At 64.4% G+C, this 21370-nt stretch carries 20 protein-coding genes; 14 read left to right on the forward strand and 6 right to left on the reverse strand.

What is annotated here, in order from left to right:
- Positions 1–75 precede the first annotated feature (75 nt).
- From NJ75_RS10060 to NJ75_RS10080, 5 genes are all read left to right on the forward strand, one after another.
- Positions 76–861, forward strand: a complete 786-nt coding sequence (locus NJ75_RS10060) for a 3-hydroxybutyrate dehydrogenase (protein ID WP_039333997.1) — start codon at positions 76–78, stop codon at positions 859–861.
- Between the two features lie 119 nt (positions 862–980).
- Positions 981–2513, forward strand: a complete 1533-nt coding sequence (locus NJ75_RS10065) for a M28 family peptidase (protein ID WP_052242294.1) — start codon at positions 981–983, stop codon at positions 2511–2513.
- A 91-nt stretch (positions 2514–2604) separates the two neighbouring features.
- Positions 2605–4062 carry an IMP dehydrogenase gene (gene guaB, locus NJ75_RS10070; protein ID WP_039334097.1) on the forward strand — a complete coding sequence of 486 codons (1458 nt, stop codon included), beginning with the start codon at positions 2605–2607 and terminating at the stop codon, positions 4060–4062.
- Between the two features lie 10 nt (positions 4063–4072).
- On the forward strand, positions 4073–5260 hold the full coding sequence (locus NJ75_RS10075) for an RsmB/NOP family class I SAM-dependent RNA methyltransferase (RefSeq protein WP_039333998.1): 1188 nt from the start codon (positions 4073–4075) through the stop codon (positions 5258–5260).
- A 66-nt stretch (positions 5261–5326) separates the two neighbouring features.
- Entirely contained in the window at positions 5327–5833 is a 507-nt protein-coding gene (locus tag NJ75_RS10080) for a tetratricopeptide repeat protein (protein ID WP_236727118.1), read from the forward strand.
- Positions 5834–5845: 12 nt separating this feature from the next.
- Here the strand turns inward: NJ75_RS10080 and NJ75_RS10085 are convergent, their stop codons facing one another.
- The gene (locus NJ75_RS10085) at positions 5846–6331 is read right to left on the reverse strand and encodes an RNA pyrophosphohydrolase (protein WP_039334001.1); all 486 of its coding nucleotides are present in this window, start codon (positions 6329–6331) and stop codon (positions 5846–5848) included.
- Positions 6328–7281 carry an alpha/beta hydrolase gene (locus tag NJ75_RS10090; protein ID WP_039334003.1) on the reverse strand — a complete coding sequence of 318 codons (954 nt, stop codon included), beginning with the start codon at positions 7279–7281 and terminating at the stop codon, positions 6328–6330. Before NJ75_RS10090 ends, NJ75_RS10085 begins: the two co-directional genes overlap by 4 nt.
- A 203-nt stretch (positions 7282–7484) precedes the next feature.
- On the opposite strand from NJ75_RS10090, the gene NJ75_RS10095 reads away from it, so the two are divergent.
- The 3 genes from NJ75_RS10095 to NJ75_RS10105 all read left to right on the forward strand — a co-directional run bounded on the left by NJ75_RS10095 (position 7485) and on the right by NJ75_RS10105 (position 11506).
- The gene (locus tag NJ75_RS10095; protein ID WP_039334010.1) at positions 7485–9434 is read left to right on the forward strand and encodes a 2-oxoacid:acceptor oxidoreductase subunit alpha; all 1950 of its coding nucleotides are present in this window, start codon (positions 7485–7487) and stop codon (positions 9432–9434) included.
- Positions 9431–10483: a 2-oxoacid:ferredoxin oxidoreductase subunit beta gene (locus tag NJ75_RS10100; protein ID WP_039334018.1), complete on the forward strand. Its 1053-nt coding sequence runs from the start codon at positions 9431–9433 to the stop codon at positions 10481–10483. Before NJ75_RS10095 ends, NJ75_RS10100 begins: the two co-directional genes overlap by 4 nt.
- A gap of 84 nt (positions 10484–10567) precedes the next feature.
- Positions 10568–11506 (forward strand): metal-dependent hydrolase, encoded by a 939-nt coding sequence (locus NJ75_RS10105; RefSeq protein WP_039334020.1) that lies wholly within the window; start codon positions 10568–10570, stop codon positions 11504–11506.
- Here NJ75_RS10105 and NJ75_RS10110 read toward each other — a convergent pair.
- Positions 11503–12243 (reverse strand): phosphatase PAP2 family protein, encoded by a 741-nt coding sequence (locus NJ75_RS10110; protein ID WP_052242296.1) that lies wholly within the window; start codon positions 12241–12243, stop codon positions 11503–11505. The genes NJ75_RS10105 and NJ75_RS10110 overlap by 4 nt on opposite strands.
- A gap of 53 nt (positions 12244–12296) precedes the next feature.
- Between NJ75_RS10110 and NJ75_RS10115 the strand changes: the two genes are divergently transcribed.
- Complete coding sequence (locus NJ75_RS10115; protein WP_082013344.1) at positions 12297–13718, forward strand: cryptochrome/photolyase family protein; 1422 nt, start codon at positions 12297–12299, stop codon at positions 13716–13718.
- A 37-nt stretch (positions 13719–13755) separates the two neighbouring features.
- The gene (locus NJ75_RS10120) at positions 13756–15024 is read left to right on the forward strand and encodes an SAM-dependent methyltransferase (protein WP_039334104.1); all 1269 of its coding nucleotides are present in this window, start codon (positions 13756–13758) and stop codon (positions 15022–15024) included.
- 3 nt (positions 15025–15027) lie between these two features.
- Here NJ75_RS10120 and NJ75_RS10125 read toward each other — a convergent pair whose 3' ends face one another.
- The 3 genes from NJ75_RS10125 to purF all read right to left on the reverse strand — a co-directional run bounded on the left by NJ75_RS10125 (position 15028) and on the right by purF (position 17687).
- A complete protein-coding gene (locus NJ75_RS10125) occupies positions 15028–15381 on the reverse strand; it encodes a PilZ domain-containing protein (RefSeq protein ID WP_039334022.1) in 354 nt (117 codons plus the stop codon).
- A gap of 91 nt (positions 15382–15472) precedes the next feature.
- Positions 15473–16180 (reverse strand): SDR family NAD(P)-dependent oxidoreductase, encoded by a 708-nt coding sequence (locus tag NJ75_RS10130; RefSeq protein ID WP_039334023.1) that lies wholly within the window; start codon positions 16178–16180, stop codon positions 15473–15475.
- Between the two features lies 1 nt (position 16181).
- Entirely contained in the window at positions 16182–17687 is a 1506-nt protein-coding gene (purF, locus tag NJ75_RS10135) for an amidophosphoribosyltransferase (RefSeq protein WP_230487632.1), read from the reverse strand.
- Positions 17688–18035: 348 nt separating this feature from the next.
- Here purF and NJ75_RS10140 point away from each other — a divergent pair, with 348 nt between their 5' ends.
- The 4 genes from NJ75_RS10140 (at position 18036) to NJ75_RS10155 (ending at position 21311) form a co-directional block, all read left to right on the forward strand.
- Positions 18036–18971, forward strand: coding sequence for an MASE1 domain-containing protein (locus NJ75_RS10140; protein ID WP_039334024.1), 936 nt, complete (start codon positions 18036–18038; stop codon positions 18969–18971).
- 100 nt (positions 18972–19071) lie between these two features.
- Positions 19072–20313 (forward strand): lipoprotein-releasing ABC transporter permease subunit, encoded by a 1242-nt coding sequence (locus NJ75_RS10145; RefSeq protein ID WP_039334026.1) that lies wholly within the window; start codon positions 19072–19074, stop codon positions 20311–20313.
- Positions 20306–20995: an ABC transporter ATP-binding protein gene (locus tag NJ75_RS10150; protein WP_039334028.1), complete on the forward strand. Its 690-nt coding sequence runs from the start codon at positions 20306–20308 to the stop codon at positions 20993–20995. The genes NJ75_RS10145 and NJ75_RS10150 overlap by 8 nt, the downstream gene beginning before the upstream one ends.
- 52 nt (positions 20996–21047) lie before the next feature.
- Positions 21048–21311 carry a hypothetical protein gene (locus NJ75_RS10155; RefSeq protein WP_052242298.1) on the forward strand — a complete coding sequence of 88 codons (264 nt, stop codon included), beginning with the start codon at positions 21048–21050 and terminating at the stop codon, positions 21309–21311.
- The last annotated feature ends 59 nt before the right edge of the window (positions 21312–21370 follow it).

Raw genomic sequence — 21370 nt, forward strand, 5'->3', positions numbered from 1 at the left:
TTTGCGACTGGACAAGCGGCGAGCCGCCCGCGATGCCAGCGCGATCAATCCATCCAGAAACCCCGGAGTAATCGAATGTTCCTGAAGGGCAAGTGCGCGCTCATCACCGGCTCCACCTCGGGCATCGGCCTCGCCTATGCGCGGGCGCTGGCCGCAGAAGGAGCGGACATTGTTCTCAATGGCTTCGGTGATGCCGAACAGATCAAGGCGCTGTGCGAAGAACTTGCCTCCGTCAGCGGCGGCCGGGCGATCTTTGCCGCAGGGGACCTGACGAAGCGCGAAGGCACCGAAGCGATGGTGGCGACGGCGTTGGCGGAGTTTGGCGCGGTCGACATCCTGATCAACAACGCCGGAATGCAGCACGTCGCCCCGGTCGAGGAATTCCCGGTCGACAAGTGGGACACGATCATCGCGCTCAACCTCACGGCCGCGTTCGACGCCTGCCGCCTGTGCATTCCGGGCATGAAGGCCAAGGGATGGGGTCGCATCCTGTTCACGGCCTCGGCCCATTCGCTCACGGCTTCGCCTTACAAGGCCGCCTATGTGGCGGCCAAGCATGGCATTGCCGGGCTGACCAAGACGCTTGCCCTGGAGCTGGCAACCGACGGCGTGACTGCGAACTGCATCAGCCCCGGCTACGTCTGGACGCCGCTGGTCGAGAACCAGATTCCCGATACGATGAAGGCAAGGGGCCTGACGCGCGATCAGGTCATCAACGATGTCCTGCTGGAGCGGCAACCCACCAAGCAATTCGTCCAGCCGGAAGATTGCGCGGCGCTCGCGTTGTTCCTGTGCCGTCATGAAGCGCGCAACATTACCGGGGCGAATTACAACGTCGACGGTGGCTGGGTGGCGCAATAAAGGGCAACCACCAACCTCCTATGTAAAGTTCTGTTCATCATCCACGCCCCAATTGGGAACTTGCGCCTCGCTCCCGCTTTTGAGAGCAAGGGTCTGCGACGAGGCGTTTGGGGTCGGCGATGAAGCGTTACGGGGGCTGGACAGTAGCGATAAGGGGGGGCTTGGTCCTCAGCGCGCTGCTCCTCGTCTCCGCGCGGCCGGCACCGAAGAAGCCTGGCCCGGTGGAGATCGCGCTCAAGGCCCACGTCGAGACCCTGGCGAGCGACGCCTTCGATGGACGCGAACCGGGCACCGAGGGTGAAACCAAGACGCTGCGCTATCTCGCGCGTCAGTGGTTCGACATCGGGCTGTCTGCCGGGACCAATATGCCTGGCAATGGCTGGTTCGCCCCAGTGGAACTTGTCGAGCGCGAGCCGGTGCTGTCACGTGCCAGCTTCATGCGCGGTCGCAAGCGGGTGAACCTGCCGATCGACAGCGTGTTCGTGGTAACGTCTGGCCTGCGCAGCCTTGTGCAGGATGCGCCACTGGTGTTCGTCGGGCAGGCCACGTCACCCGTCACGTCGCGCGCGGAACTTGCCGGCCGGGTTGCCGTGATGCTCGACAGCCTGCCGGAGGGCCTTGCGCGAGATCGGGCAGGTGATCGCGCGGGGCGGTTGCTGGATGCCGGCGCGCTGGCGGTTGTCACCGTACTTGATGATGAGCGGGGCCTGGAAGATGTGATCGCCCGCCGGCGTCGCGCCGGCTATGCGGTCGCAGGCGAAAGAATCGGCAATGAGATCGAGGCATTCCTGTCGCCGGCAACGGCCGAGACGCTGCTCGCCGGAACGGCACGGCCGACCGTGGCCCGGCTTCAGGCAGATGCCCGGGCAGCAGACTTTTCGCCTTATCTTCTCGGAATTTCCGGCACTTTCGAGGCAACTAGCCGCGAAACGCGGATCAAGACCCACAACCTGATCGGCAAGCTGGAAGGGCGCAATCCTTCGGCAGGGGCCGTCCTGATGATGGCGCACTGGGACCATTTCGGCGAGTGCGGCAGCGCGCCGGCCGAGGACCTGATCTGCAACGGCGCGATCGATAATGCATCGGGCCTTGCGGTCATGACCGAAACCGCGCGCATTCTCTCGCGCGGCAAGCCTCTGGAGCGCGACGTCTATTTCCTTGCGACTACGGGGGAGGAACTCGGCCTGCTCGGCGCGATGGCCTTTGCCGAAAACCCGCCGATCCCGCTCGATCGGTTCGTCGCCGCGTTCAATGTCGACAGCACCGGGCTGGTCCCGCCGGGCGGGCCGATAGGAGTGGTCGGCAAGGGGCTGACGCCGCTCGATCCGCTGATTGCCGATGTCGTCAAGCGCATGAAGCGCAAGCTCGCGCCGGGTGATGCGCCCAACGCCTATATCCGGCGGCAGGACAGCTTCATCCTGATGCAGCACGATGTCCCGGCGGTGATGGTCAGCAACTCCTACGGCGACATGGAGCGGACCGAGCGGTTCATGGAGGATACCTATCATCGTCCCAGCGACCAGCCAGGGCCGTGGATCGACTACGCCGGGATGGCCGACGACGTGAACCTGCAGGTCGAACTGATCCGCGCCTTTGCCGATCCGAAACGCTACCCGGCGCGCGCTTCGGCCCCGTCTGCAAAGCGCCCCTGATTTCGGGAACCAAACCCTCTAGCGGAACTGCCCCTTCCTGTTTACATGGGCCGCCACGAATCTCCCCGGACCTTCAGAAGTGGCGCGCATCATGGACATCCCTCTCGGCCTTACCTTCGACGACGTGCTGTTGCGTCCTGCCGAGTCGGATATCGTGCCTTCAATGGCCGACACGCGCACGCGGCTGACCCGGGGTATCAATCTCAACATTCCGGTCCTGTCGTCGGCGATGGACACCGTGACCGAGGCCGACATGGCAATCGTCATGGCGCAGTTGGGCGGGATCGGCGTGCTCCACCGCAACCTTTCGATCGAAGAGCAGTGCGCCGCGGTGCGGGCCGTCAAGCGCTTTGAAAGTGGCATGGTCGTCAATCCGATTACCATTTCGCCCGATGCGCCGCTGGGCGAGGCACAGGCCCTGATGCGCCAGCACAAGATCAGCGGCATCCCGGTGGTCGAGGCTTCGGGCAAGCTTGTCGGTATCCTCACCAACCGCGACGTCCGCTTTGCCGACAATCCGCAGCAGCCCGTGCGGGAACTGATGACGCACGAAAATCTCGCCACGGTAAAGCTCGGCGCCAGCGGCGATGATGCGCGCCGCCTGCTGCACCAGCGCCGGATCGAGAAGCTGCTGGTGGTCGATGATGCATTCCACTGCATCGGCCTGATCACGGTCAAGGACATCGAGAAGGCCGTGACCTTCCCGGACGCTACCAAGGATGCTGCCGGTCGCCTGCGCGTTGCTGCCGCCACCACAGTGGGCGAGAAAGGCCTGCTGCGCACGCAGGCGCTGGTCGAGGCCGAATGCGACGTCGTCATCATCGACACCGCTCACGGCCACAACCGTGACGTCGCCCGCGCTGTCGAAGCGGCGAAGAAGCTGTCGAATTCGGTCCAGGTGATCGCCGGCAACGTCGCCACGGCCGAAGCCACCCGCTCGCTGATCGATGCCGGCGCCGATGGCGTGAAGGTCGGCATCGGTCCCGGCTCGATCTGCACCACGCGCATCGTCGCGGGTGTTGGCGTGCCGCAGCTGACGGCCGTTATGGAGTGCGCCGAGGAAGCCGAGAAGTCGGGCGTTCCGGTGATTGCCGACGGCGGCCTGCGCACCTCGGGCGACGCTGCCAAGGCGCTTGCCGCCGGTGCCAGCTCGGTGATGATCGGCTCGATGCTGGCCGGCACCGAGGAAGCGCCGGGCGAGACGTTCCTGTACCAAGGCCGCGCCTACAAGTCGTATCGCGGCATGGGTTCGGTCGGCGCAATGGCGCGCGGCTCGGCCGACCGCTACTTCCAGCAGGACATCAAGGACCAGATGAAGCTGGTGCCTGAAGGCATCGAAGGCCAGGTGCCCTACAAGGGACCGGCCAAGGACGTGGTCCACCAGCTCGTCGGCGGCGTGAAGGCCGCGATGGGCTACACTGGCAGCCGCACGATCGAAGACCTGCGCAAGCGCGCGCAGTTCGTCCGCATCACCAACGCCGGGCTTCGCGAGAGCCACGTCCACGACGTGACGATCACGCGCGAGGCGCCCAACTACAAGGTTGGCTGAGGGCGGCTGAATGACGCCTCCGGCGCGGGTTCAGGCCGCGATCGATCTGCTTGATGCAGTGATTGCGGCGGCCAACGGGCAGGGCGCGTCGGCAGACCGGATTGCGGCGGATTGGTTCCGGGCGCGGCGCTATGTCGGCTCTAAGGACCGTCGCGCCATTCGCGAACTGGTATGGAATGCGATCCGGGCATGCGGCGAGGTGCCGGTGTCCGGGCGCGCCGCGATGCTGCGTCTGGCGCAAGCGGACGCGGCTCTGGCCGGGTTGTTCGATGGATCGAACTATGGGCCAGCGCCGATTGAGGCAGGTGAGCCGGTGGCGTCCGGTGGCGTTGCGCCTTTGTGGCTGGCAGAACGACTTGCGGCTTCGGGTCTCGATGATCAGGAACAGGCCGCGCTGCTGGGAAGGGCGCCGCTCGATATCCGGGCCAATACGCTCAAGACCACGCGAGACGAATTGCGTTCGCGCCTGCCTGTCGAGGCCGACCTAGCTATCGCCCCGCAGGGCTTGCGGCTGCCATCGGGTACGGCAGTCGAATCGTGGCCGGAATTCGCCGAGGGGCTGTTCGAAGTGCAGGACGCCGGCAGCCAGATCGCCTGCATGGCGCTTGGCGTGCAGCCCGGCGAAGTGGTGGTCGATCTGTGCGCGGGGGCGGGCGGCAAGACGCTTTCGCTGGGGGCAGCAATGGGCAATCGCGGCAAGCTCCTCGCCTGCGACATTGACCGGCCCCGCCTGTCCCGCCTTCCGGAGCGCGCCAGCAGGGCAGGGGTCCTGGTTGAAGCGCGCCTGCTCAACCCCGGACGTGAGGCTGAGATGCTGGCCGACTGGCAGGGCAAGGCCGACGCGGTGATGATCGATGCGCCGTGTTCGGGCACAGGCACCTGGCGCCGCAATCCCGAGGCGCGCTGGCGGCTCGATGCCAAGGCGATCGAGCGCTACTGCGCGATGCAGGCCAATGTGCTCGATATCGGGGCTTCGCTGGTAAGGCCGGGCGGTCGGCTGACTTATGTGGTCTGCTCCCTGCTCGATGCTGAAGGTGCAGACCGGATAGAGGCATTCCTTTCGGCCAATCCCGGCTGGGATGTCGCGCTGCCCCCGCTGCCTGCGGGCCAAGCGCGGGGCAGCGGCTGGCGGCTTACACCCTTTAGGGATGGCACCGACGGGTTTTTCTTCGCAACGCTCGTACGCCGTGTTAACTGAAGCGTCATGGACGCGGGTTCATTCAATGATGGTCCTTCAAAAGGTAATCGGACCAAGGAGCTGTTGATGCGTTACGCCCCCATTGCCCTCGCTCTGTCACTTGTCGTTGGCGTGACCGGCAGCATGGGCGTGGCGAAGAACGCGGCGGCGTCCGACCCGCGCGTCGAAGCCTTGCTCAAGGACGGTCGTGCATCACTCGCCAAGGGCGACGTTTCGGCGGCGACTGACAGTTTCGAAGCGGCGCTCGCCCTTGATCCCGCCAGCAATCCTGCGCTGCTGGCGCTGGCTGATGCCGCCCGGCGCGATGGGCTGCAGGGCAAGGCGATCCACTATTACCGCCAAGTGCTCGAACGCGATCCCAATAATGTCGTCGCCATTTCCGGCGAAGGCGGCGCGATGGTCGAGAAGGGCGCTCTTGAGAAGGCCCGCCGGAACCTGACACGGCTCGAAGGCCTGTGTGGCAAAGCTTGCGCGGAAACCGCCGAACTCTCGGCGGCCATTGCGCGCGGACCTGCCAAAAAGGTAGTGTCGGCCGAAGCTGTCATCCCAGCCGAGAAGGTCGAGACGAACTGACGCCAGCGAACGTCAGATCAGTTCGCGGAATTCCTCGACCACCTGCCGGTAGACGCGCTTCTTGAACGGCACGATCAGTTCCGGAACCTGTTCCGGTTCAACCCAGCGCCATGCCTCGAACTCGGCATGTTCATGGGCGTTGAGGTCGATGTCGGTATCCTCGCCTGAAAAGCGCATCAGCAGCCACTTCTGGCGCTGGCCTCGAAACTTGCCGCCCCACATCTTGCCCATCAGGAAATCGGGCAGGTCATAAAGCAGTTCGTCGCGCGTTTCCGCGATGATCTGCACGAGGTGGGAGGAGACGCCGGTCTCCTCCTGAAGTTCGCGCAGGGCGGCGGCGTGGAGATCCTCGCCGTCGTCGATCCCGCCCTGCGGCATCTGCCAGGCGTCCATCTCCTTGTTGTCGATCCGCTTGCCCACGAACACGCGCCCGGCGCTGTTCACGAGCATGACCCCGACACAGGGACGGTACGGAAGCCCGGCAAATTCGTCTGTCATTTCAACCTTTCCAGTAGCAGCCGGACCGCCTTGAAGATCGACTGCATGTCGGCCTGCGCGCTCGGGATTGCCTTGCGCACCTGCGTAAACCCGTGGATCGTCCCTTTCATTTCAAGAAAGACGACTTCTGCTCCAGACCGGATGAGTTCCGCCCCATAGACCCGCCCGCTGTCGCGAATCGGATCGAGCCCTGCCGTCACTAGCACCGTCGGAGGCGTGGTCGAGTGGTCGCCATAGATCGGATAGGCGCGCTTGTGGCCGGTAACCGCCTGATAGGCATTGGCGAACCAGTTCATCGAATCCGAGGTGAGGAGGAAACCCTCGGCGAAATCGAGGAAAGACTGGTGATCGGGCTTGTCGTCGGAAAGCGGGTAGATCGGCACCTGCATGACCACCGGCACCGCCGCGGGGCTTTCGACCAGCGCCTGGGTCACGACGATCGTCAGGTTGCCGCCTGCGCTGTCGCCCATGGGGATAAGGCCAGTGATTTCGCGCCCCAGCGTGGCCGAGTTCGCAGCGATCCAGCGTGCCGCGGCCTCGCAGTCGTCCGGCGCGGCGGGGAAGGGGTGTTCGGGCGCCAGGCGATAGTCCACCGCGATGACCGGCAGATCGAGTTCCGCGGCGATTTCGGTGCACAGGCTGTGATGGCTTTCGAGATCGCCGATCACGAAGCCGCCGCCGTGGAAGAACACCACCGCCGGACCTGCCTCGCGGGTTTCGCGCAGATCATAGAGGCGAAGCGGGATGTCTCCTGCGGGGCCGGGGCAGGTCAGGTCGCGGATCACCGCCAGTTCGCGCGGATCGGCTTCGGCGAGTTGACCCATCGCAATGTAACTGGCGCGTGCTGCCTCCAGACCCATCTGGCTCATCGGCGGGGCATCGGTGCTGTTGAGGAAAGCCAGGAAGGCTTGAACGTCGGGGCGTACGTAGTGGGTCTTCTGATCGGTCATGACAGTTCCTCGTCCCGCAAACAGGATTCGTTATAAACACCGTGGTAAGTTGGCTTTTGCAACTTGACTGGCAAGCGCATCGGGAATCAAGAGCGCAGGAGGATTTTTCGCCCTGCGCAGATTTTCTTCTTTGCGAACGGAACACGAGGGGCATAGGCGCGTGTCAGCACTGGGTGAAACTCCCGGGCGCAGCAGAGGACGATATGGCTACACTAGTTGAAGGACCGGACGCGCTGACGGGCGGCAAGGAATCACCGACCCCCGAGGCGGTGGTTGTGCGCTTTGCTGGTGACTCGGGCGACGGCATGCAGCTGACCGGCGGTCAGTTCACCCTTTCCACGGCGCTGGCGGGCAACGACCTTGCCACTTTCCCGGACTTCCCGGCGGAAATCCGCGCGCCGCAAGGCACGCTGTTCGGCGTCTCTGCCTTCCAGATCAACTTCGGCTCGACCGAGATCGACACCGCGGGCGACCAGCCCGACGTGCTCGTGGCAATGAACCCGGCAGCGCTCAAGACTAACGTCGGCGCGCTCAAGGCCGGGGGCCTGATCATTGCCGACACCGGCGAGTTCAACAAGCGCAACCTCGAGAAGGCCAAGTACGAGGTCAACCCGCTTGAGGACGGCAGCCTCGAGAAGTGGCAGCTGCTCGCGTTCGACATCTCGGCGCTGACGCTCGAAGCGGTAAAGCCCTTCGGCCTTGGCAACAAGGAAGCGCTGCGCTGCAAGAACATGTGGACGCTGGGCCTTGCCCTGTGGATGTTCGATCGTGACCGCCAACCGCTGGTCGACTGGTTGAACGCCAAGTTCGCCAAGAACCCGGTTCTGGCCCAGGCCAACATCGCCGCGCTGAACGCCGGCCACGCCTATGGCGAAACCGCCGAGCTGGCAGGGCCGCTCAAGCAGTACCACATCGCTCCGGTCGAGAGCGAGCCGGGCCTCTACCGCACGGTCACCGGCGCCGAAGCGATCAGCCTTGGGCTTGTTGCCGGCGCGCAGCTGGCCGATCTGCACATGTTCTTCGGGGGCTATCCGATCACGCCTGCCTCGGCGATCCTGCACAACCTTGCCCGGCTCAAGGAATACGGCGTCACCACCTTCCAGGCGGAAGACGAGATTGCCGCAATCGCCTCGGCCATCGGCGCGAGCTATGCGGGCCAGCTGGGCGTGACCTCGTCGTCTGGCCCCGGCATTGCGCTCAAGGGCGAGGCGATGGGCCTTGCCATCATGACCGAGCTGCCGCTGGTCATCGTCAACTCGCAGCGCGGCGGCCCGTCCACGGGCCTTCCGACCAAGACCGAGCAGTCGGACCTCTACCAGGCGGTCTATGGCCGCAACGGCGACGCGCCGATGCCGGTGATCGCCGCGCGCAGCGCTTCCGATTGCTTCGAAGTCGCCATCGAGGCCTGCCGCATCGCGGTGGAATACATGACCCCGGTAATGCTTTTGACCGATGGCTACATCGCCAACGCGGCCGAGCCGTGGAAGGTGCCGGACCCGGAAAGCTTCAAGCCGTTCCCGGTGACGTTCCTCGAAGAGAAGAACGGCCCCAACGGCGAACTGTTGCCCTTCGCGCGCGACGAAAAGGGCGCGCGTCCGTGGATCAAGCCCGGCACTCCGGGCCTGATGCACCGCATCGGCGGCATCGAGAAGAACCCCGGCACCGGCAACATCGACTACAGCCCGGCGAGCCACCAGATCATGACCGACGCACGCAAGGCCAAGGTCGAAGGCGTGGCGAACTCGATCCCCTTGCAGGAAGTCAGCCACGGCGAGACCTCGGGCAAGCTCGTGGTCGTCGGCTGGGGCAGCACCTATGGCCCGATCTATCAGGCCGTGCGCCGCGCCCGCCGCAAGGGGCTGGACGTCAGCCACGTCCACGTCCGCCACATCTGGCCGATGCCGTCGAACCTCGGCGATCTGCTGCGCGGCTATGACAAGGTGCTCGTGCCCGAGATGAACACCGGCCAGTTCAAGACCGTGCTGCGCGACCAGTTCCTGATCGACGCCCAGCCGCTCAACAAGACCAGCGGCCAGCCCTTCACCATCGCGGAAATCGAAGCCGCGATCGTGGATGCGCTTGGCGACCACGCCGGAGGCGAGGTCGATGCCGACAAGACGCAGCTGCCCAGCATCAAGAGTGACAATCCATGAACGAGATGACCAAGATCGCGGTCCAGACCACGCTCAAGGACTGGGAAACCGACCAGGAAGTGCGCTGGTGCCCGGGTTGCGGCGATTACGCGATCCTCAAGGCGGTGCAGCGCACCCTGCCGGAGATCGGCGCCGATCCTTCGAACACCGTGTTCGTTTCGGGCATCGGCTGCTCCAGCCGCTTCCCGTACTATGTGGAAAGCTATGGCTTCCACACGATCCACGGCCGTGCGCCCGCCTTTGCCACCGGCATCAAGCTCGCCAATCCGGAACTCGACGTCTGGCTGGTGACGGGCGATGGCGATGGCATGTCGATCGGCGGCAATCACACGATGCACATCCTGCGTCGTAACGTGAACGTGCAGATCCTGCTGTTCAACAACGAGATCTACGGCCTGACCAAGGGCCAGTTCTCGCCGACGAGCCGCGAAGGCACCAATTCGCCGACGTCGCCGCTCGGCTCGGTTGACCGTCCTGCGCTCCCCTGCGCCTTCGCGCTGGGTTCGGGCGCGCGCTTCATCGCGCGGGCCTATGACGTCTCGAAGAACCTGCCCGGCGTGCTCAAGGCGGCTCATGCCCACAAGGGCGCGGCCTTCGTGGAAATCTTCCAGAACTGCATCGTCTACAACAAGGACCGCTTCGACGACTTCGTCGCCAAGGGCGTGGCCGACCAGAACCAGCTGTGGCTGACCGATGGCGAGCCGATGCTGTTCGGTTCGGAGAAGTCGGGCGGCGTGAAGGGCATTGCGCTCGACATGGACACGCTGACGCTCAAGGTCGTCGACGTGACCGATGGCGACTGGCAGGCGGCGGGAGTGCTCGTCCACAATGTCAAGAACCGCGCGCTGGCCCATATGCTCGTGGAGATGCCGTTCGGCCCGTTCCCGATGGCGCTGGGCGTGATCTACGACGATCCGCGGCCTTCCTATGAGGACGTGCTGCTCGGCCAGGACGAACAGGCCCGCAAGGGCAAGGACGCCAACCTCGCCAAGCTGCTTGGCAAGGGCCAGACCTGGACCGTCAGCGGAACAGCTGCCGATCCGGTCTGATTTCCGGGTTTCCCAAAGGCTTCCAAGGCCGCAAGGATGCGACGCGGGTCGTGCCCTTGCGGCCTTTCTGTTTGAGGTCACCGATTGGACAACCTGACGCACAGCCTTGTCGGTTGGGCACTCGCGGAAACGGGTCTGAAGCACCGGTCGCGCAAGGGCCTTGCCGCGCTGGTGCTGGCGGCGAACATGCCGGATATCGACGTGTTCTTCGGCTGGGCACCGTGGGCGCCGCTCGCCATGCATCGCGGGTTCACGCATGGGCTGGTGGGTGGCGTGGTGTTGATGCCGCCGTTGCTGGTAAGCCTTCTGTGGCTGTTCGATAGCTGGCAGGCTTCGCGCGGGAAGATCGCGCGGGAGGCGCCGCCGCTGCGCCTGGGCTGGCTGGTGTTGCTTAGCTACCTCGGTGCGATCACGCATCCACTGCTCGATCTGCAGACTGTCTATGCCGTCCAGCTGCTGTCGCCGTGGAGCGAACGGTGGTTCCACTCTGATGGCCTGTTTATCGTCTCGCCCTGGGTTCTCGCGATGTTGGGTGGTGGCATATGGGCAACGCGGCGTTTTGCCTCCGGCGCGATCGCGGTGGCTTGCCTGGGACTGGTGGCAGCGTTCATCCTGCTCAATGTCGGCATATCCGCGCTGGCTTGGCATGCACCGCGCAGCGACGCCCCTTATGCCATTCCCGACCGCGTGTTTGCCGCGCCCGAGGCGATGATGTTCTGGCGGCGCGATGTGGTCTGGCGTGAGCGCGGCAGGATCACATTCGGCCAATACGATCCACTCCGGCGGCTTGACGGTCTTTTTAGCTTCGGCGCTCCGATCGCTGACAACATGAGCGATCCGCTCGTCCGCAAGGCAGCGAACGCAACGCCCGAGGCGGTCAAGTTCCTCGCTTGGTCGCAGATGCCGGTTGCGGAAGTGCAGCGCTCCGGCTGCATGGCGAGGGTGACTTTCGCGGATGCGCGGTTCACTGGCCCGACGATGGCGCGAAACTTCAACACGGTGGTTGAACTTCCGACCTGCTAGGCGCCGGGCGTCAGTGTCTCGAGCATGTCGTCGGCCTGCTCGGCGACGGCTTTCGCTGGCTTGTGCAGCAGCGCCGAGGCGAGGAACGCCCAGCCTGCGCCGCCAAGCCATCCCGCTGCAACGTCAGTCGGAAAATGGACGCCGAGCCAGACCCGGCTGATCGCAATGGCAATGCTCAGGGCGATGGCGCTGATGATCAGGGTCCAGCGAATCGAGCGGCGCGGGCTCATGGCCGCGAAGGCCAGCGCGATGGCAATGTAGATCACCGCGGAATTGAAACTGTGCCCACTGGGAAAGCTCTGCCCGCCCGCCTCGGTCAGGTGCGGCACGATCATCGGGCGGGGGCGGCCGACAGCAATCTTGACCAGCGAGTTGACCAGCCATCCGCCCATGACTGTCGCAGTCAGCAGCACTGCCTCGCGCTTCAGGCGCAGAAAGAGCAGCGCGGCCAGCACGCCGATCAGGATGAGGTTGCGCAGCAGGACCCCGCCAAGCGCCGTCAGATCCCGCACCGCCTCGAGCAGCCATTGCGGACCGGCGGGAACAAGGTCTGCCCCGCGTCGCCAGAACAGCAGGCCGGAACTGTCGATCTCGCTGCCGTGCCCTGACAGCACGAGCGAGGCGACCAGGACAAAGCCGATCCAGCACAGCGCCGACGCGATCAGGGCATGGCGCGGAGATATTCTCCAGCTGCGCGCCCTTTGGGGCAGGTGGCGTTCGGGGGCGGCTTGGACCATCGGTTGCTTGGAACGAGATTGCCGCAAACCTTGTTCCCGAACAACGGTTTGTGATGCCGGCTTGCAAGGGCCGCATAACAGGAGAAAGGGAACTGGTGTCTGCATCGACGCAGGCCGAACCGACGATTGTCTGGTTCCGCCGCGATCTTCGTCTGGCCGATCAGGCGGCGCTTCTGGCAGCCGCCGAGGCCGGGCCCGTTATCCCGGTCTACGTGCTTGATGACGAGACGCCCCGGCACTGCCGCATGGGCGGTGCCTCGCGCTGGTGGCTGCATCACAGCCTGGCCAGCCTGGATGCCGCGCTTTGCAAGCTGGGATCGCGACTGATCCTGCGCCGGGGCAAGGTGCATGAGGAACTGGCGGCGGTGCGCCGCGAGACCGGGGCACGGGTCGTCCACGCGCTGCACCACTACGAGCCGTGGTGGCGCAATGCCGAGAAGGCCGTCGCCAAGGGTATGCAGCTTGTCCTGCACGACGGCAACTACCTGGCCCCGGCCGGTGCGGTGAAGACCGGAAGCGGCGCGCCCTACAAGATCTTCACGCCATTCTGGCAGGCCCTTAAAGAGCGGATGCCGCCCGCGCACCCCGCGCAAGCACCAGAGCAACTGGTCGCGCCGGAGCACTGGCCGACGAGCGACACGCTCGACGACTGGAAACTGCTGCCCACTGCGCCGGACTGGGCGGGCGGGTTCCGCAAAGAATGGACCCCCGGCGAAGCGGGTGCGCACAAGCGGCTGGAAGCCTTTGCGGCGCGGGCGGCGCGGTACGAGCAATGCCGCAATCTGCCGTCGATTGAAGGAACTTCGCGCCTGTCGCCGCATCTCCACTTCGGCGAGATTTCGCCGGCGACGGTGTGGCAGAAGGTGGCCGATGCCGGCGGATCGGTGGACGTATTCCTCAGCGAGCTGGGCTGGCGCGACTATGCCCAGAACGTGATCGTGCAATTCCCAGACTATGGCTCGAAGAATGCGCGGGAGGCCTACGACCGGCTGCAATGGCGTGACGATCCCGAGGGGCTGCGGGCATGGCAGCAGGGGCGCACTGGCTACCCGATCGTCGATGCCGGGATGCGCGAGCTTTGGCACACCGGGTGGATGCACAACCGCGTGAGGATGATTGCGGCAAGCTTCCTGGTGAAGCATCTCCTGATCGACTGGCGTGAAGGCGAGCGTTGGTTCTGGGACACTCTGGTTGATGCGGATTACGGTTCCAACGCGGTCAACTGGCAGTGGACGGCAGGGACGGGCATAGATTCCAACATGTTCGTGCGAATCATGGCACCACTCACCCAGTCGGCGAAGTTTGACGCAGCAGGCTATATCCGCAAATGGGTGCCGGAACTGCGCCATCTGTCCGACGCCGAGGTCCACGATCCCACGTTCCCGCCACCGGGCTATGTCCGCAAGATCGTGCCCCATGCGCAAGGCCGGGCGCGGGCTTTGGCGGCACATGAAGCAATGAAGGCGCATGGCTGACCTTGCGCGTTACGCTGCGGAGCCGCATATCCCGCCCATGACTGCACAGACGCCATCGAGGGGACGGCATCTGGTGGCCGGTGGCTGGAACATGTCTGCCGTCGGCCGCTGGGTCGCACACCTGTTTGCCGGACCGTTCGAGCGCGTTGTCGAAAGGATCGACCGCGGTCTCGTTCTTGGCACGATCCACGCTATCTTGCCGGACGGTAGCCAGCGCACTGTCGGCGGGCGGGGCGAGGGGCCTGTCGCGCGAATTCACCTGCATAGCTGGAATGCGCTTGTGCGGCTGGCTACGGCTGGCTCGATCGGCTGGTATGAGGCTTGGGTCGAAGGCGAATGGGATAGCCCCGATCCCGTGCCGATCTTCGATCTGTTCATGCGCAACGCCACCACCTTGGGCGACGTCGGCCGGGCTAAAGGTCCGTGGCGTCTGGCTGGCCGGGCGCTCAACTTCCTGCGCAAGAATTCGCGAGCGCAGGCGCGGCGCAACATCGCGGCGCACTATGACCTTGGCAATGACTTCTACCGCCAGTGGCTGGACTCGACCATGAGTTACTCGAGCGCGTTGTGGGACGGCATTTCGGCAGATGCACCCTTGGCCGAGGCTCAAGCCAACAAGGTTGACCGGTTGGGGGCGCGTCTGGCGCTCACACCTCGCAGCGAAGTGCTCGAGATCGGTTGCGGCTGGGGCTTTCTGGCGCGGCGCCTCGCCGAGACGACCGGGGCGCGGGTGACCGGCATCAGCCTATCGGACGAGCAGCTGGAGTGGGCGCGCGAAGCCCTCACTTCATCAGGGCTGGGCGGGATCGAGTACCGTCATCAGGATTACCGCGATGTCGAAGGAACATTCGACGCTATCGCCAGCGTCGAGATGGTCGAGGCCGTGGGTCGCGAATATTGGCCGTCCTACTTCGACTGCCTTGCCCGCTGTCTGAAGCCCGGAGGGCGTGCGGCGCTGCAATACATCACCATCCGCGATGACCTGTTCGATGCCTATGCCGCCAGCGCCGACTTCATCCAGGCCTATGTCTTCCCCGGCGGCCTGCTGATCAGCGAGCGGGAGTTTGCACGACTGGCGCACGAGCGCGGGCTCACATGGCAGGATCGCCAGGACTTCGGCCTCGACTATGCCCGCACGCTCAAGCTGTGGCGCGAGGCGCTTGATCTTGCCGTAGTCGAAGGGAGGCTGCCTGCCGGGTTTGACGAGCGGTTCGTCAACCTGTGGCGCTATTACCTGATGTATTGCGAAGGCGGGTTCCGCGGTGGCGGCATCAACGTCAGCCAGGTGACGCTGGTAAAGCAGTAAGCTTCAGGGACGCCTGAAAACTCCGTCCCCGCGATATCGCGCGAGGATGTTGTCGTGGACGATGGGGCTGAGCAGGTTGGCGAAGGCGCAGCCGACGCGACCGGAATCCCACCACACCACCTCGGCCTGAAGGGATTCCATGCCGGGCAGGGTCAGCCAGCAGCGGTTGCCGGCGTGCATGCGTTGCAGCGCATTTGCGCAGAAGCCGCCTAGCGAAAGGTCAAGCACGACGGTCTGAAAGCCCTTGCCGCCGGATGGCCTGAGCGTTGCCGGAATGTTGACACGTTGGCGTGGCGCACTGCGGTCCTCGAGCGCGGCCTGCCCATAGATGTTGGTATTCCAATCCGTCGTCGTCATGCCGGGCGACCTCGACCCATTGCGTTTCCGGTCTGCCGATGGATCGGCAAACCTTTGCAAAGAATCGCGCGGCTACGTTAATTAGGCGCTATCAGTCCTGGTTAACGCGAATGCGGTGCGGACTGGCAAACTGTTCACCAAGAAGCGTAACGATCCGGTCAGCAACGACTTCCGGAGCCTTGACCGTCTGCGGGTCTTCTCCGGGGTAGGCGCGGGCGCGCATCTTGGTGCGGGTTGCGCCCGGATCGACCACGGCAACTCGGATGGCCGCGGTGTTGCGCACTTCCTGCCCATAGCTGCCCAGCAGATTGTCAAACGCCGCCTTCGAAGCGCCGTAGGCACCCCAGTAGGCGCGGGGGGTGGCGCCGACGCTGCTCGTCACGCCGATGACGCGGGCGTCCTGGCTCTTGCGCAGCATGCCGTCGAAGCCGGCAAGAAGTGCCTGCGTTGCCAGCACGTTGAGAGTCAGCGCCTGGTTGAACTCGCGCGCGTCGATCTGCCAGACCGGGGTGAGGGTGGGCAGGACGGCGGCGTTGATCACCAGAATGTCGAGTGCCTTCCAGCGGCCCGAGATGGCGGTGGCGAGACGGGCGATGCTGTCAGCCTCGGAGAGATCGACCGGCGCAATCGTGGCGCTGCCACCGGCCTCGAAGATCTCTTCCTCGATCTTCTCGAGGTCCTTGGCGTTGCGCGCCACAAGAACGACGTGCGCTCCGGCAGCGGCCAGTGCCTTGGCCGTGGCCGCGCCGATGCCGCGGCTTGCACCGGTAACCAGCGCGACTTGACCCGCAAGGCTCATCTTACGCGACCTTTCCGACCGGCAGCGAAAGCTGATCGGGGCTCTCGCGATCGGCAAGATCGGTCAGGCGCGTGGGGTATTCGCCGGTGAAGCAGGCGTCGCAATACTGCGGGCAAGACTTCTTGCGTTCGGCCTCGCCCACGGCGCGGTAGAGGCCGTCGATCGAGACGAAAGCAAGGCTGTCGGCGTGGATGAACTCGGCCATCGCGGCGACATCCATGCGTGCAGCGAGCAGCTTCGAGCGTTCGGGCGTGTCGACGCCGTAGAAACACGAATGCTCGGTCGGCGGGCTGGCGATTCGCATGTGCACTTCGGCGGCGCCTGCATCGCGCATCATCTGCACGATCTTGAGGCTGGTAGTGCCGCGCACGATCGAATCGTCGATCAGGACAATGCGCTTGCCGGCGACCAGCGCACGGTTGGCATTGTGCTTGCGCTTCACGTCGGCGTTGCGGGCACCGTCCGAGGGCTGGATGAAGGTGCGGCCTACATAGTGCGAGCGGATGATGCCGAGTTCGAACGGGATGCCGGACTGCTGGGCGTAACCTAGCGCAGCAGGCACGCCGCTGTCAGGCACGGGGATGACGAGATCGGCGTCTGCCGGGCTTTCCATCGCCAGTTGCGCGCCGATGGCCTTGCGTACCTGGTAGACCGAGCTGCCACCCATGACCGAGTCCGGGCGGCTGAAATAGACGTGTTCGAAGATGCAGGGGCGCGCGTTGGGCTTGCCGAACGGCCGGTGCGTGCTGAGGTTGCCGTCGAGATCGACCTGGATCAGCTCGCCGGGCTCCACTTCGCGCACGAAGTCTGCGCCGACGACGTCAAGCGCAACGGTTTCGCTGGCGAAGACCACCGCGTCACCGAGCTTGCCCATGACGAGCGGGCGGATACCGAGCGGATCGCGGCAGGCGATCATGCCCTCGGGCGTCATGCAGATCAGCGAATAGGCGCCCTCGATCAGGCGCAGGGCATCGACGAAACGGTCGAGCAGGGTGGGGTAACGGCTCGTCGCAACGAGGTGAATGATCACCTCGGTGTCCGACGTCGACTGGAAGATCGCGCCCTTGCGGACGAGATCGCGCTTGAGGAACATCGCGTTGGAGATGTTGCCGTTGTGGGCGATCGAGAACCCGCCCGAGGCAAGGTCTGCGAAGAGCGGCTGGACGTTGCGCAGGCCTGCACCGCCCGTCGTCGAATAGCGGACGTGGCCAGAGGCCATCATGCCCGGCAGTTCGGCAATGGCCGATCCGGTCGAGAAATTCGCCGCCACATGGCCAATGCCCTTGCGCGAGTAGAATTCCTGCCCGTCGAAGCTGGTGATGCCCACGGCTTCCTGCCCGCGGTGCTGCAGGGCATGGAGACCTAGCGCCACTGTCGCCGCAGCGTCACGTACGCCGAGTACGCCGAAGATGCCGCACTCCTCGCGCAGCTTGTCGTCATCGGCGCCGATATCGCCCCGCCCGATATCCCAGGGCGTTGCATCGAGAAGTTCGTGATCTGTGGTCATGGGTCCCGTGGACTCGCGTGGGCGCGTGCGCGCCGGCCGGTTTCTGGCGCCCAAATGGCGACGTTTGCGCACAATGGCAAGGGCAAGGTTCGCAATGCATCGCTTGAGGCCGTTCCCGGCCCGGGGAACCGCGAGTCTTCTGGGGCGTAGTTGGGGCTACGGACAGGCGGAGCATGGAGTGGCTGGTGAGGATAATCGGTATCGGGCTGTTGGCTCTTGGGGCGCTTTTCGTGATTGGGGGGACGATTTCCTACCTGCTCAACGTGGTTTTTCACTGATCTGCGCAGTCGATGATTGTGCGTGATTTGCGCTGGGAAAAATTAACCAGGGCAGTGTTAGGGCAGGGCAATGCGCGTTGCCCGTACTCTTGCCGATCCGGTCTGTACCGCCGTCGCATACTTTGCGTTGGCCTATGGCGCAGTGGCGTTCGGTCGGTTCACCGGCGGCGTTGCCATGGTCTGGATCGCCACAGCGCTCCTGGCGGGGCGGCTGGTGCATCTTCCGTTCCGCCTCTGGTTGAAGTGGGTGGTCCCGTGCTGGTTCGCGAGTACCATCGCAACCGGGTACTTCGGGTTTGGCTGGGTCCTGGCGGTGCCACTGGCTTTCATAAATATGGCCGAAGCTATCGCCGTCGCGTTCGTCTGGCGGCGGATCACCGATGCGTTCTGGCCGCACGACATCCTCGAATGGGTGACGTCCTTCTACCTCGGCATCGGTCTGACCATCCCATTGGTGACCGGTTGCATCGCATCGTTCCTGGCCTGGTTCTCCTTTGGTCAGCCGCTGGTCGAGAATTTTACCCGATGGATCATCGGCCACGCTCTCGGGCTGGTCGCGTGCCTGCCCGTGTTCCACTATGTCTACCATCGCCTGGCACGCGGACGAAGCTTCCTGCCGCCAGCGCGCCAACTGCCCTTGGCAACGCTCGTGTTCGGGTCGTTCACGGGCCTGACCGCGCTGGTATTCCTGCTCGACATGCGCGCGCTGCTGGTGTTCCCGCTGGTATTCCTGATGGTTTCCTCGGCCCTGGTGCCAGCTGCGATCACCACCTTGATGCCTCTGCTGCTGATCGCCATCGGCGGCACGATGACTATCCTGGGGTTCGGGCCGATTGCCGGCATGGACATCGAGTTCGGCGACCGCATCCAGTTCTTCCAGCTCTATGTCGGAGTGACGGTGCTGGCAGCCCTGCCGCTTTCGTGCGAGCGCCATCGGCGCATCATAGAGATGCAGCAGATGCAGCACCGGATTTCGGAACTCGAACGGACAAGCGCGGCACTCTGAACGTCCGGTTCTTGCAGCCATTGCCGTTTGCTGCGCTCCAGCCTACATCCGCAGCCGTCTCCGGGAACCCGGAGGCGCATTCCTGCCAGGGGACTTCTGCTTGATCCTGTCGCCATTCGAATGGACCATCGCCAAGCGATACATGCTGCCCGGGCGAGGCGAGGCATTCATCGCGCTCGTCGCGGGCATCAGCCTTGTCGCGGTAATGCTCGGTGTGGCCGCGCTGGTCATCGTGATGAGCGTGATGAACGGTTTCCGCGCCGAACTGCTCGACAAGATCGTGGGCCTGAACGGCCATGCGATCATCCAGGCCTACGGCGGGCGGCTGGACAACTGGCAGGACATCCTCAAGAAGGTTGAGGCGACGCCCGGCGTTACCCATGCCTCGCCGCTGATAGAGCAGCCGCTGCTCGCCAGCTTCAATGGCAGGGTCGAGGCGATTCTTGTGCGCGGCAATACTGCGGGCGATATCAAGCGGCTGGAGGACAAGCGCGTCGATGGCGTGATCGCCTCGCTGCGGCCAGAGTCAGGCAATGTTGCCATCGGTTCGCGCCTTGCCCAGAACCTTGGTGCGCGGGTGGGCGACAGCATCACGATCATCAACCCGCAAGGTCGAGCTACGCCGTTCGGCACTGTCCCGCGCGAGATTGCCTATACCGTATCGGCAATCTTCGAAGTCGGCATCTACGATTATGACAACGCCTATGTGGTCATGCCCATCGCGGATGCGCAGACATTGCTGCTGACCGGTGACTCAATCGGCATGATCGAGGTCACTACGACCAATGCCGATACCGTGTCCGAGACCCTTGCTCCCATTGCCAAGCAACTCGAAGGCACGGCGGTCGTCACCGACTGGAAGACCATCAACGCCAGCCTGTTCGAGGCACTGGCGGTGGAGCGCGTGGCGATGTTCATCGTGCTTTCCATCATCGTGCTGGTCGCGGTGTTCAACATCCTTTCGTCGCTGATCATGCTCGTGCGCGCCAAGACGCGGGACATCGCGATCCTGCGCACGATGGGGGCAACGCGGAAAAGCCTGCTCAAGATCTTCGTCACGATCGGCTTCGTGATCGGTGCTCTTGGCACCGTTTCCGGACTTCTGCTGGGCTTCGTCTTCCTGTTCTTCCGCCAGCCCATCGTGAACGCGATCCAGTGGGTGACAGGGCAGAACCTGTGGGACCCGTCGATCCGCTTCCTTACCGAGCTGCCGAGCCGTTCGGACCCGGTCGAGATCACGACCATCTGCCTGATGGCCTTGCTGTTCTCGTTCCTTGCCACGCTTTATCCGGCGCTGAAGGCTGCCAGCACGGACCCGGTTCAGGTGCTGCGTTATGAGTGATCCCGTCGCCAAAAATCCTGTGGTTCGATTGCGCGACCTGCGCCGCTCGTTCAGCCAGGGCGGGGTGACCATCGACGTGCTGCGCGGCGTGAACCTCGAGATCCGCCCCGGCGAGATCGTTGCGCTGCTGGGGCCTTCGGGTTCGGGCAAGTCGACCATGCTGCAGGCGATCGGACTGCTGGAAGGCGGTTTTTCGGGGCTGATCGAGATCGCCGGGACGAATGCCTCGCAGCTTTCGGGCGATGACCGGACGGCGCTGCGCCGCGATCACCTGGGCTTCGTCTACCAGTTCCATCATCTTTTGCCCGATTTCAACGCGATCGAGAACGTGGTGCTGCCGCAGATGGTGGCAGGCAAGACGCGGGGCGAGGCAGAAACCCGGGCGGCCGAGTTGCTTACTGCGCTGGGGCTTGCCAAGCGTCTCGATCACCGGCCCAGCCAGCTTTCGGGCGGCGAGCAACAGCGTGTCGCCGTGGCGCGTGCGCTGGCCAACCGGCCGGAAATGGTGCTGGCCGACGAGCCGACTGGCAACCTTGATGAGGCCACTGCCGACCGCGTGCTCGAGGAGTTTCTCAAGCTGGTGCGTGGCGAGGGCAGTGCGGCGCTGATCGCCACGCACAACGAGCGCCTCGCCCTGCGCATGGACCGCGTTGTGCGGCTGCATGAGGGTGTGCTCGAATAGGGATACATCGTTCTCCTGAAGCGTTTTCGTGTGCAAAAGGAGATCGTACCTCATGAACACCACGATCCGCGCCGAAGCTGCCGATGCGGCTGCATTCTGGAACGACCACGCCGTTGTCCTGCGCCGTGAGGCTGCAGACGGCGTGTTCCACGGCTTTGCCTCGCTGCATTCCGGAACCTTCGCCGACATGGTGCGAATGGTTGCGCGCATGTCGGAAAGCGAGCGGGCGAACCTGGTCATCGAGAAGTCGGGCGACCGGCAGTATTCCCCGGCCGAAATTGCGGCACTGGCCCACCGCATCGATTTTCCCGCCTAAGCCCATTTGCCGTTGATCAGCTTCCCTTGTCGTGCGAACCATTTGCATGACAAGGGGAG

Source organism: Novosphingobium subterraneum, assembly GCF_000807925.1.
In the GTDB taxonomy this organism is placed as follows: domain Bacteria; phylum Pseudomonadota; class Alphaproteobacteria; order Sphingomonadales; family Sphingomonadaceae; genus Novosphingobium; species Novosphingobium subterraneum.